General features: G+C 72.5%; 10 protein-coding genes and 1 pseudogene. 3 read left to right on the forward strand and 8 right to left on the reverse strand.

Annotated features, from left to right (window positions below; genetic code table 11):
* Positions 1-109: 109 nt before the first annotated feature.
* The 6 genes from Phou_RS01805 to Phou_RS01830 form a co-directional block, all read right to left on the reverse strand.
* Positions 110-853, reverse strand: coding sequence for a hypothetical protein (locus Phou_RS01805; RefSeq protein WP_173052962.1), 744 nt, complete (start codon positions 851-853; stop codon positions 110-112).
* Positions 854-918: 65 nt separating this feature from the next.
* Positions 919-1,974 (reverse strand): LacI family DNA-binding transcriptional regulator, encoded by a 1,056-nt coding sequence (locus Phou_RS01810; RefSeq protein ID WP_218578644.1) that lies wholly within the window; start codon positions 1,972-1,974, stop codon positions 919-921.
* Positions 1,967-3,277 (reverse strand): GH1 family beta-glucosidase, encoded by a 1,311-nt coding sequence (locus Phou_RS01815; protein WP_173052964.1) that lies wholly within the window; start codon positions 3,275-3,277, stop codon positions 1,967-1,969. Before Phou_RS01815 ends, Phou_RS01810 begins: the two co-directional genes overlap by 8 nt.
* On the reverse strand, positions 3,274-4,170 hold the full coding sequence (locus tag Phou_RS01820; RefSeq protein ID WP_173052966.1) for a carbohydrate ABC transporter permease: 897 nt from the start codon (positions 4,168-4,170) through the stop codon (positions 3,274-3,276). Before Phou_RS01820 ends, Phou_RS01815 begins: the two co-directional genes overlap by 4 nt.
* A 76-nt stretch (positions 4,171-4,246) precedes the next feature.
* Entirely contained in the window at positions 4,247-5,182 is a 936-nt protein-coding gene (locus Phou_RS01825) for a carbohydrate ABC transporter permease (RefSeq protein WP_173052968.1), read from the reverse strand.
* Between the two features lie 73 nt (positions 5,183-5,255).
* A complete protein-coding gene (locus tag Phou_RS01830) occupies positions 5,256-6,590 on the reverse strand; it encodes an ABC transporter substrate-binding protein (protein ID WP_173052970.1) in 1,335 nt (444 codons plus the stop codon).
* Between the two features lie 175 nt (positions 6,591-6,765).
* On the opposite strand from Phou_RS01830, the gene Phou_RS01835 reads away from it, so the two are divergent.
* Entirely contained in the window at positions 6,766-7,461 is a 696-nt protein-coding gene (locus tag Phou_RS01835) for a VOC family protein (protein ID WP_173052973.1), read from the forward strand.
* Positions 7,458-8,456, forward strand: a complete 999-nt coding sequence (locus tag Phou_RS01840; RefSeq protein WP_173052975.1) for an SDR family oxidoreductase — start codon at positions 7,458-7,460, stop codon at positions 8,454-8,456. Before Phou_RS01835 ends, Phou_RS01840 begins: the two co-directional genes overlap by 4 nt.
* Here Phou_RS01840 and Phou_RS55260 read toward each other — a convergent pair.
* Positions 8,338-8,601: a beta-galactosidase small subunit-related protein gene (locus tag Phou_RS55260; RefSeq protein WP_371872162.1), complete on the reverse strand. Its 264-nt coding sequence runs from the start codon at positions 8,599-8,601 to the stop codon at positions 8,338-8,340. The two genes, Phou_RS01840 and Phou_RS55260, sit on opposite strands and share 119 nt — an antisense overlap.
* Positions 8,532-11,248, reverse strand: a pseudogene (locus Phou_RS01845) (glycoside hydrolase family 2 TIM barrel-domain containing protein); the annotation flags it as partial. The pseudogene Phou_RS01845 and the gene Phou_RS55260, both read right to left, overlap by 70 nt.
* Before the next feature lie 57 nt (positions 11,249-11,305).
* On the opposite strand from Phou_RS01845, the gene Phou_RS01850 reads away from it, so the two are divergent.
* The gene (locus Phou_RS01850) at positions 11,306-12,067 is read left to right on the forward strand and encodes a S1C family serine protease (RefSeq protein WP_173052977.1); all 762 of its coding nucleotides are present in this window, start codon (positions 11,306-11,308) and stop codon (positions 12,065-12,067) included.
* Positions 12,068-12,087 lie beyond the last annotated feature (20 nt).

The following is a 12,087-nucleotide window of genomic DNA, read 5'->3' on the forward strand; positions in this document are numbered from 1 at the left end:
CTCCCGCGGCCTCACCCTCCGCGGTCGCCCAGGTCAACCCATGAACTACGGGCGGACCCGCGTACTCCCGCCTCGCCCGCGGACGCGCGCATCCCGAGCCCGCGAGGTTCTAGCCGGTGGCCAGCTGCCAGACGGCGTACGTGGTGGCGATCAGGGCCACGGCTCCCAGCATCAGCCGGAACATGGAGATGTCGCCCAGCGGCTCGTGGTCGAGCGGCTCCAGCTTGCCGGCCAGCTCCGGCAGCGAGGAAGGGCGGTAGACGAGCGTGGCGATCCCGCCAACGGGGACCGTGACCGTGTGGCTGACGCGGCGGCCCCCGCCTCCATCGAGCCGGCAGAGCCAGGCCACGACCTCGGTGTCGCCGCTGCTGACCGCCACGTCGACCGGCTCCCAGGTGGCCAGCGGGTGCTCGGCGCCGCCGACGGTGACGACCGCCGTGGTCTCCTCGCCGAAGGCGGGGTCGTGCCACCACTCGGGCCTGACCGGGATCAGCCGCAGGACGCCCTGGCCCGGGGCGACCGGGACGGTGGCGGCGGCGTCCACCTCGGCCTGAAACCTGGCCCGCAGCTCCTCCCGCGCGGCGATCGCGCGCTTGTCGTGGACGAAGAACAGGCGGGCCGTCATCCTCAGCCCCAGCAGGCCGGCGAAGAGCAGGAAGGTGACAACCAGCACGGTGGCGACAAGCAGGACGCGCCCGACACTGCCGGCAACCCAGGCGATGAGCGGGTTGTCCGCGAAGTAGAACGCGACCGCGAAGAAGCCGATGGCCGGCACACCGGCCACGACGACGACGGCCAGGATGGTGAGGAGGGCGAGGCCCAGACCAGTGAGGTACTCCCGGACCGCCTTCACCCGCGCGATCGTATCGACGGCGGGCAACCGGGCGCGACGGGTGTCCTATCTGGACGGTGCCGGCGTCAGGCGGACTCGCGGAGGACCAGCTCGGTGGGGAGGAGGCGGGACGAGGCGGGTTCGCGGCGGATGAGGCGCAGGAGGACGTCGACCATGTCGGCGGCGACGCGTTCCAGTGGCTGGCGGATCGTGGTCAGCGGCGGGTCGGTCTCGCGGGCGATGCGGGAGTCGTCGAAGCCGCCCACCGCGACGTCGTCCGGCACCCGGCGGCCGGCGCGGCGCAGCTCGGCGAGGGCGCCGGCGGCGAGCAGGTCGGACGCGGCGAACACGGCGTCGATGTCCGGGCTCTCCGACAGCAGCTCGCGCATCGCGGCCGCGCCGGCGGCGAAGCTGTAGTCGGAGGTGTGCACGACGAGCCGCTTCGTCGCCCGGCGGCCGAGCACGTCCCGGTACCCCTGGAGCCGCTCCGGACCACCGACCACCTGCGGGCAGGCGATCATGCCGATCCGCTTGCGGCCCTGCGCCACGAGGTGGCGGGTCATCTGCCGGGCACCCTCGGTGTCCTCGGCCGCGACGTACGGGATGGTGGCCTCCGGGCCGCCCGGCTTGCCGCAGGCCACCGCGGGCACGACGCCGCTGGCCAGGTCGGCGATCAGCGGGTCGCCGGAGTGCGCGGAGATCAGCAGCACCCCGTCGACGTGGCCGCCGCGCACGTACCGCAGGACGCGGTCGCGCTCGGCGTCGCTGGACTCCAGCATCAGGATGAGGCTGATGTCGTGCTCGGCGAGCGCCTGGGTGCAGCAGCGCAGCAGCACGCTGAAGTTGGGGTCCTCGAAGAGGCGCTCCTGCGGCTCCGACAGCACGAACGCGACCGCGTTGGACTGCTTGGTGACCAGGCTGCGGGCGCTCTGGTTCACCGTGTACCCCGTGGTGCGCACCGCCCGCTCGACCGCCTTGAGCGCGGCCGGGCTCACGTACCGTGCGCCGTTGAGCACCCGGGAGACCGTGCCCCGGGAGACCCCGGCGACCTCCGCCACGTCGTCGATCGTCGGGCCGCGCCGCATGGCGCGCCGGGCCGCGCCGCGCGACTTGGGGTGTGGCTGGGCCGTCTCGCTACTCATCGGCCTCAGTTTTCCACGCGGCCTCCTGCCGCCGTTGTGGAACCGCGCCGGTGCGGGCCACCTGTCCGTACCAATGGGCACTCGTCTTCGGCCGGCGGGTCTGGTCGGCATGGTCGACATGGACGATGCCGAACCGCTTGGCGAAGCCCTCGGCCCACTCGAAGTTGTCCAGCAGCGTCCAGAGGAAGTAGCCACGCACGTCGGCGCCGTCCTGGATCGCCTCGTGCAGGGCGAGCAGGTGGCTGTGCAGGTACGCCACGCGCAGCGGGTCGTCGACCCACCCGTCCGGGCCGACCTCGTCGTCGAACGCGGCGCCGTTCTCTGTGATGTAGAGCGGCGGCAGGTCCGGGTACGTGGCGCGGAGGCCGAGCAGCAGGTCGCGCAGGCCGGACGGGACGACGGGCCAGCCCACGGCAGTCACCGGCAGCTCGGGCGGCACCCGCGGGACGTAGAGCGGCCGGTAGTAGTTGACGCCGAGGTAGTCGATCGGCGCGCTGATCAGGTCGAGGTCGCCGTCGTGCACGACGTCGTCGCCGAGCCGGGTCCGCCCGCGCATGATCGGCTCCAGGAACATGCCGTGGTTGTCGTAGTCGTGCGCCTCGGCCGCGGCCGCGTCGGCCGGGGTGAGCGGCACCACCGGGCTCAGGTCGAGCGTGACGCCGACCTCGCCGCTGCCGCTGAGCACCGACATCCCCAGCCCGTGCGCGAGCAGCAGGTGGTGAGCGGCCCGGTCGCGCTGCACCCGGTCCCGGATGCCGGGCGCGTGGATGCCGTCGCCGTAGCCGGCGTGGCTGGACACCTTCGGCTCGTTGAGCGTGGCCCAGTGGTCGACCACGTCGCCGAGCGCGTCCCGCACGATCCCCGCGTAGTCGGCGAACCGGTACGCGGTGTCCCGCGCCGGCCAGCCGCCCCGGTCCTGCAGCGCCTGGGGCAGGTCCCAGTGGTACAGCGTCACGTACGGGACGATGCCCCGCTCACGCAGCCCGTCCACGAGCCGGCGGTAGTGGTCGAGGCCCTTCTGGTTGGCCGGGCCGGTGCCGTCCGGCTGGACGCGGGGCCACGCGATGGAGAAGCGGTACGCGCCGAGCCCCAGCGACGCCATCAGCGCCACGTCCTCGGGCCACCGGTGGTAGTGGTCGCAGGCGACGTCGCCGGTGTCGCCGCCGGCGATCGCGCCCGGCACGCGGCAGAACGTGTCCCAGATCGAAGGTCCGCGCCCGTCCTCGCCGACCGCGCCCTCCACCTGGTAGGCGGCGGTCGCCGTGCCCCACACGAACCCCGCCGGGAACCGGACGCCGGTCATCCCTTGACTCCCCCACTCACCAGGTCGAGCCGCCAGTACCGCTGCAGGAACAGGAACAGCGCGACGAGCGGCAGCACGGACAGGAAGACACCCATGACGACCAGGGAGTACAGGGCGGGCTGGCTGGCACCCTGGTTGAGCATCGTGAACAGGCCCACGGTCATCGGGAAGCGGCCGTCGTCGGAGATCATGATGTACGGCAGCAGGAAGTTGTTCCAGATCGCGACGAACTGCAGCAGCAGCAGCGTCACCATGCCCGGGATCATCGGCGGCAGCCCGACCTTCCAGGCCAGCCGGTACTCGCCCGCGCCGTCGATCCGCCCGGCCTCCAGCATGTCGTCGGAGACGACCGAGGCGGCGTAGATCCGGGACAGGTAGATGCCGTACGGGCTGATGATGCTCGGCAGCAGCACCGACCAGTACGAGTTGACCAGGTCGAGCTCGGACATCAGCAGGTACTGCGGCACGGCGAGCGTGATCTGCGGTACCAGCACGCCGGCGAGGATCGTCATGAAGATCAGCTCGCGGCCGACGAAGTCGTACTTGGCCAGCGCGTACCCGGCGAGCGTGGAGACCGCGACCGACAGCACCGAGCCGACGCCCGCGTACAGCAGGCTGTTGAGGGCCCACTTGAGGAACACGCCGTCGCGGAAGTCGAGCAGGTGCGTGACGTTGTACTGGAACCCGCCCTGGAAGCTCGGCCAGAACGAGAACGTGCTGAACAGCTCGCTCGGGCCCTTCGTGGCGGCGATCGCGACCCAGACCACGGGCGCGAGGCAGTACACGGCGCCGAGCAGCAGCAGCGCGGTCGGTACCCACCGCGTGCGCGGCTTTTCCGGGCGCGGGACCGGCCGGGTCCGCGCGGGCGCCGGTCGCTCGGTGAGGACGCTCATGCCCGTCCTCGCTTCGCTGCGGGCGGGCACGAGGCTCCACGAGGGCTGTGCCTGATGATTCGCTCGCTGCGCTCGCTCATCGGTCCCTCCCGAAGGCCCGCCGCTGCAACACCGTGAGCACCGCGACCGACACGGCGAGCGTGCCGAGCGCGAGCACCACCGACGCGGCCGCGGCGCTGTAGAGGTCCGCGTTGACGAACGCGTCCCGGTAGATCGTCATGAGCGGCACCCAGGTCTGCGAGACGGTGTCGGTGAGCGGCTGGAGCGTCGCCGGCTCGGTGTAGACCTGGAGCGTGGAGATCATCGCGAAGATGGCGGTCATGATGACGGCCGGCATGATCAGCGGCACCTTCACGCGCAGCGCGATCTGCACCTCGTTTGCGCCGTCGATGCGGGCCGCGTCGTACATCTCCTGCGGCACCCCGCGCAGCGCGGTGAACAGCACGATCATGTTGAACCCGACGCCGCCCCACACGCCGATGTTGGCGACCGAGAAGAGCACCGAGCCGGGCGCGAGGAAGTCCGGCGCCGGGAGCCCCACCGCCTCGAACACGTCCCGGATCGGGCTCACGTTGGGCAGGTAGAGGAAGCCCCACAGCAGGGAGGCGATCACGCCGGGCACCGCGTACGGCAGGAAGATGCCGATCCGGGAGAACGCGCCGAAGCGCACCCGCGGCGTGTCCAGCAGCAGCGCGAAGAGCAGGGCGAGGCCGAGCATGGTGGGCACGACGATCAGGCCGTACAGCAGCATGCGCAGCAGGCCGTCGACGTACGCCGAGTCGGTGAGCACGCTCGCGTAGTTGTCGAGGCCGACGAACGTCTCCTTGCGGATGCCCAGCCCGCCGCCGGTGACCCGGGCCGCGCGCAGGCTGAGGTACACCGTGTACCCGATCGGGACCAGCAGGAAGAGCACGAGCAGGACGATGGCCGGGGCCAACAGCACGTACGGGGTCGGGCCGCCGCGCCGGCTGGGCCGGCGACGGCGGCGGACCGCGGTGGCGGCGGATACCATGCTTACCTCGCTCCGCCGCTCGGCGCTCGTCCACCATCGTGGTCGAGGTCCGTAGCCTCCCGGCTCCCGCTCATCACGCCTCCTTGACCTCGAAGCCCTGCTTCTTGAGGTCGGCGACGGACGCGGCCTGGATGGCGTCGACGGCGGCGGCGAAGTCGGACTTGTCCTGGATCGCCTTGGCGAAGATGTCGTTGTACTGGCTGTACGTCACATTGACGTTCGGCGCCCAGTTGAAGCCGCGCGCGGTCTTGGCGATCTCGGCGGCATCGGTGAAGAACGTGGGCTGGTTGGGCATCATCGCCGGCGCCTTGTTGAGCTGCGGGCTGGACTGTCCCTTGGACGCGGCCGGGTAGATGCCGCCCTCGGAGATGAGCGCGTCGAGCGCCTCCTGGTCGGTGTTGAGCCACCTGACGAACTTCTCCGCCTGCGCCCGCTGCGACGACTTGCTGGAGATGGCGGTGGCGGAGCCACCCCAGTAGCCGCTGGCCGGCGCGGCGGCGTCCCACTGCGGCATCGGCACCATGCGCCACTTGCCCTTGGTGCTCGGCGCGACGCCTTCCAGCACGCCGGCGCCCCAGATCGCACTGGGCCAGGCCAGCAGCGTGCCGTCGGTCATCGCCTTGTTCCACTCAGGGGTGTACATCGGCTTGCCGGAGAGGACGTCGGCGTTGACAAGCTCGCCCCAGAAGGAGGCGACCTTCTTCGTCGGCTCGTCATTGATGCGCACGGTCCACGTACCGTTGTCGTTGGTCCACCAGTTGGCGCCGGCCTGCTCGGCCAGCCCCGCGAACCAGCCCGGGTCGCCGGAGGAGAAGGTGGCCAGGTACCGCTTGCTGTCCTTCTGCCGCACCTGCCGCGCCACGCCGGCGAACTCGTCCCACGTCTTCGGCACCGTGAGGCCGAGCTGCTGGAAGAGGTCTTCGCGGTAGTACAGCATCATCGGGCCGACGTCCTGCGGTATCCCGTACGTCTTGCCGCCGAACGAGGTCAGCGCCCAGGTCCCCGCGGTGAAGTCGCCCTTGATGCCGTCGGCCAGGGACGTGAGGTCGGCGGCGACGCCGTTGGTGATGAGCACCGGAAGCGCCTGGTACTCGGCGTGGATCAGGTCGGGTGCGTTGCCCGCGCGGTGCGCGGTCAGCGTCTTGGTGATCAGCTCTTCACCCTGGGCCTGGTTGCTCACCGTGACCTTCTGGGTGGGGTTCTTCGCGTTCCAGATGTCGACGACCTTCTGGATGTTGGTGGTCCAGGTCCAGAACGTCAGGTTGGCCGGGGCGTCGGGGTCGCCCGCGGTCTGTGCCGGCTCCTCGTCGTCACCGCTGCACGCGGCGAGGAAGGCCGGCATCGTGGCGGCCGCGCCGATGGTGGCGATGCCCTTGAGGAAGCCGCGCCGTTGGATCCGCTGAGTCATGGGGGTGCCCTCCTGAGTTCACTCGAAGGGGTAGCAGTCTCTCTGTGAGCGTTCACAGAATCGGCGCGTCGCCGAGGCTGTGTCAAGGCTTCGTTGCGGATTTGTTTCCGCTGTCAATCTGCGCTCAGCGGTTGACTCTGGTGTGCCTGTGAGCGGTCACGGTAGGGTGCCGGTCGTGACGACACGTTCCGCTGGGCTGCGGCAGGTGCGGCTCGGTTCCCGCGACCTCGACCGATCCGCGGCCTTCTATCGCGACCTGCTCGGCTTCGACGAGGTGCCCGCGGCCGGCCCGCACGCGCGGTGCTTCGCGGCCGGCGAGGTGCGCGTCCTGGTCACCGAGGTCGAGCCGGGCGCCGACCTCGGCGGCTGGGTCGACGACGACCTGCAGGGCGGTGTCCGGCACTTCGGCATGAAGGTCGGCGACATCGACGCCCGCGTCCGCGACCTCGCGGCGGCCGGGGTCACCGTGCTCTCGCCCCCGGCCGACGTGCTCGGCGACGTGCGGATCGCGTTCTTCCTCGACCCGGACGGCGCCCGGCTGGAGTTCGTCCAGGGCAACCTTTCCTACCAGCACGTGTTCGCGCCGGATCTGGCCGCCGCCGAGGCCGCGACGAGGGCGGCGCCGGGCGAGCGGCCGCGCTTCGACCACGTGGCGATCACGGTCGAGGACCTGCCGGCGGCGCTGCGCGAGTTCGACTACGAGGTGATCGGGGAGATCCGCCACCACGACGACGCGCGCGGCTTCCTCATGACCTACCTGCGGGCCGGCCCGGCGGTGCTCGAGGTGTTCAGCTTCGACGTGCCGGTGCGCCCCCGGCCGCTCACGATCGAGGGCGTGCTCGGCTTCCAAGGATTCGAGGTCGACCGATGAGCGGGACCCTGGCGAGCAGGTGCCTGGTGACCGGGTCGTCGGACGGCATCGGCGCGAAGGTCGCCGAGGTGCTGGAAGGCATGGGCCACGACGTGGTCCGGCACGCCCGCGACGAGGCGAAGGCGGCGCGGCTGCGCGAGGCCGGCGCGGGCGAGGTGGTGGTCGGCGACCTCGCATCACTCGCCTCCACCCGCGACATGGCGGCGGCGCTGCGGGCGGGCGCCCCGTTCGACGTGGTTGTGCACAACGCCGGCTGGCTGCCGCCGGAAGGCCCCCGGCCGGTGACCGCAGACGGGCTGGAGCGCACCTTCCAGGTCAACGCGCTCTCGGCGTACCTGCTCACCGCCCTGCTCCCGCTGCCGTCCCGGCTCGTCTACGTCAGCTCCGACTCGATCGTCCGCGGCCGGATCGACCTCGACGACCTGCAGCACGCGGCGGCGTGGACCGCCGACAGCGCGTACGCCGACTCGAAGCTCGCGATGACCGCGATCGCGTTCGCCGTCGCCCGCCGCTACCCGGCCCTGCGCGTCAACGCCGTGCATCCCGGCTGGATCCGCACCAAGATGAGCGGCTTCCCGGCCCAGGGGCCGGCAAGCTCCGGCCCGAGGAGCGCAGCGACGAGGGCGGAGCGCGCCGGCCTCCCGGGGCCGCCAGCGAGCGAAGCGAGCGCGAACAAACCAGCCCCCTCGACGTGGCCGCCGGCGCCGACACGCCCGTGTGGCTGTCCACATCGGACGAGCCGGCGACCGGCCAGTTCTTCCACGACCGCCGGGTGGTGCGCCTCAACGAGCAGGCGTACGACCCGGAGGTACAGGACGCGCTGGTGGAGCACTGCGCCCGGCTCACCGGGGCGGCGCTCCCTCCAGCGTGACGAGGTCATAGCACCCGCAGCTCCAGTTCCAGCCGCGCGGGGGCGGCGGGCAGCAGGTAGGGCGGCAGAACGCCGGGGCCGCACGAGGCGGAGCCGATCCCGTTGTGCCCGGCGTCGAGCGTGAGCCAGGTGTGCCCGTCGGGGCCAGGTCCGTCGGGTGCGCGGCCCGGTCGAGCGCCTCCGCCGTCCACGGGCGCACGGTCAGGCCGAACGGCGCCCGCCCGCCGACCCGCAGGCCGCCGCCCTGGCCGCCGGTCACGGTCGCCCACCGCACGTCCGCGCGGCGCCCGTTCTCCTGGGGAAGACGTAGGGCGCCTGCAGGTCGGCCACCGTCCGGAACCAGCGGCCGAAGCGGGTGGCGAGGCCGGTGTCGGGGTACGCCTCGCCCGGCCCGCGCCCGAACCACTCCACCTGGTCGAGCTCGCCCGGCAGCGCGAAGAGCACGCCCAGCATGGGCAGCGGCCCGGGCAGGTGCCCGTCCACGCCGATGTCCACGACGAGGCCGGCGCGGTCGCCGTCCAGGGCGGTCCAGGTGTACGTGGCGAGCAGCCCCGCGTCCGACGACGCCGGCGCGACCCGGGTGCGTACCACCGCGCCGTCCGCGGTGACGGTCAGGTCGTCGAGGCGGTGGGTGAGGCGGTCGAGGCCGGCGGCGCGCCAGCGCGGTTCGAGGGCCTCGCCGTGCGGCGCGCGGTCGTTGTCGGTGGGCGCCCGCCAGACCTGCAGGCGCGGCCCGTCGACCGGCCAGCTGCCGAGCTGGGTGAGGCGGCCGGTCCGCTCGTCCAGCACGGCCGGCCCGAGCGCGACGCGACCCCCGTCGCGGCGCACCGCGCCCGCCGCCCGACGCCTCCCGGCCAGCAGCGGCACCCCTTCCGGCGGTGGCGCGGCGGCGACCGGGACCTGGGCGGCGGCGACCTCGTGGCCGGCCTTGGCCCACGGCTCGTCGGCGGCGAGGACGGCCTGCACGGTCAGGAAGGCCTCGCCCGCGGTCTGCGGCAGGGCCGGCAGGTCCACCCGCACGCTCGCGCCGGGAGCCACGTCGGCGACCTCCAGCGTGCCGCGCGCCACGACCTCGCCGTCGTCCTCCAGCACCCAGCGGAAGTCCAGATAAGACAGTCCACTGTGGACGTGTTTGTTGTGGACGGTCAGGCCGCCGTCGCCCGACGGGGCGATCCGCACCGGCTCGAAGACCTTCTTCAGGTCCAGCAGGCCGGGCGAGGGGGTACGGTCCGGGAAGAGCAGCCCGTCCGCGACGAAGTTGCCGTCGTGCAGCACCTCGCCGAAGTCGCCGCCGTAGGCGAAGTACTCGCGGCCGTCCGCCGTGCGCGCGCGCAGGCCGTGGTCGATCCACTCCCACACGAAGCCGCCCTGCAGGCGCGGGTAGGTCTCGTAGAGGCGCTGGTACTCGGCGAGGCCGCCGGGTCCGTTGCCCATCGCGTGCGCGTACTCGACGTGGATGAACGGCATCGCCCGCCGCCGCGCGTCCAGCGCCGGGTCGTCGAGGGGTGCCTCCGCGCCGCGGCCGATCGCCTCCACCTCGGCGACCGTGAGGTACATCCGGCTGTACACGTCGACGTCACGGCAGGTCCAGTCGCGCTCGTACAGCAGGGGGCGGCTCGGGTCGCGGTGGCGGGTCCAGCGGGCCATCGCGGACAGGTTGCGGCCGCTGCCGCTCTCGTTGCCCAGGGACCACAGCACGACGCTCGGGTGGTTCTTGTCCCGCTCGACGGTACGCCGCATGCGGTCGACCAGCGCCGCCTCCCAGCGCGTGTCGTCGGCCGGGTTGCCGCGCCAGTCCACCGCGCCGTAGCCGTGGGTCTCCAGGTCGCACTCGTCGACGACGTACAGGCCGTACTCGTCGCAGAGCTCCAGGAAGCGCGGGTGCGGCGGGTAGTGGCTCGTGCGTACCGCGTTGACGTTGTGCTGTTTCATCAGCCGGACGTCTTCGAGCATGTCCTCCTCGGTGACCGCGCGCCCCCGGTCCGGGTGGAACTCGTGCCGGTTGACGCCGCGGAAGAGCACGCGGCGCCCGTTCACCGTCAACGTCCCGTCCTCGATCCGCACGGTCCGGAAGCCGATTCGCAGGGTGACGGTCTCGGCGGCGGTGCTGACGATCGCGTCGTACAGGCGGGGGTGCTCGGCGGACCACGGCTCGACCGAGGCCAGCCGCACCGTCTCGCCGGTGGCCGCGTCGACGCCGAGCTCCGGCACGCGCACCCGGGCCGGGACGTCCGCGGCGACCGTGAGCGTGCCGCCGCCGCTCGTGTGGTCGTAGTCGGCGCGCACCTCCACGTCGCCGACGCCGCCGTCCGGCCGGGCGAGCAGGTCGACGCCGCGGAAGATGCCGGACAGCCACCACATGTCCTGGTCTTCGACGTAGCTGCCGGCGCTCCACTGCACGACGCGTACCGCGAGGACGTTGTCGCCGTCCGGGCGCAGCGCCTCGGTCACGTCGAACTCGGTCGCCAGCCGGCTGCCGGTGGTGCGCCCGACCTCGACGCCGTTGAGCCAGACCAGCGCGGCGGAGTCGGCACCGGCGAAGCGGAGCACCGCGCGCCCTTCCGGCCAGCCGGCCGGGAGGCGGAACGTGTGGCGGTAGTCGCCGGTCGGGTTCTCGTCGGGCACGTGCGGCGGGTCGAGCGGGAAGGGGTAGGTGATGTTCGTGTACGCCGGTGCGCCGTACCCGTGCAGCTGCCAGTGCGACGGCACCGGCAGGCTGTCCCAGCCCTCGTCCTCGAAGGCCGGCGCGGTGAAGTCCAGCGGCCCGTCGGCACGCTCGGCGTACCGGAACCGCCACAGCCCGGAAAGCGACAGCCGCGGGGCGTCGCTGTCGAGCCAGGCCCGGGCGGGCGCGGCGGTCGGCGGCGGGGCGAAGGACTCGTACCACGGGTGCTGCTCACTCATGGCCAGAACCATACTGTGAGCGCTCACAGGAGGCTAGCCTGCACTGCTTCCCCGCCGTTATCGTGAACCATGCGCCGCTGGACCCTGGTCGGGGCGGCCGCGGTGGTGGCGCTCCTGCTGCTCGCGGTCGCGCTGGTCCGATGGGGCCCGGGTGGCGGTTCGCCCGAGGCCGAGCCGACCCCGTCGCCCAAGCCGACCGCCGTGGAGGAGCTGAGCGCCGCCGAGGTGTACCAGACGGTCGCCCCGTCGATCGTCATCGTCGAGCGGCTCGCCGCCGGTGACCGGGTCGAAGGCACCGGCACGGGCGTGGTGGCCAGCGACACCGGCGTGATCCTGACCGCGCTGCACGTGGTCAAGGGCGGCAGCGCGGTGCGGGTCACGTTCGCCGACGGCACGCGCTCGGCCGCGACCGTCGAGGCGAGCGACCCGGAAAATGACATCGCCGCGCTCTCAGTGGCCAGCCTCCCGACCGTGCTGGTGCCCGCCACGATCGGCAACTCCGGCCGTCTCGCGGTCGGCGACACGGTCGTCGCCGTCGGCAACCAGCTCGGCATGACCAGCAGCGCGACCTCGGGCGTGGTCTCGGGCCTGGACCGGGCCGCGTCCGGCAACGACGGCACGCGGCTGGCCGGCCTCATCCAGTTCGACGCCGCGGTCAACCCGGGCAGCTCGGGCGGCCCGCTGGTCAACACCCGCGGCGAGACGGTGGGCATCGTCGTCGCCCTGGCCAACCCGACCAGCGCCGGCACGTTCATCGGCATCGGCTTCGCGGTGCCGATCGGCACCGCGCTGGGCGGCGGCCCGGGCAGCGAAGACGGACCACAGCGATGACGAAACGACGATAGGACGCC

This window comes from Phytohabitans houttuyneae (assembly GCF_011764425.1).
Taxonomy (GTDB): Bacteria; Actinomycetota; Actinomycetes; order Mycobacteriales; family Micromonosporaceae; genus Phytohabitans; species Phytohabitans houttuyneae.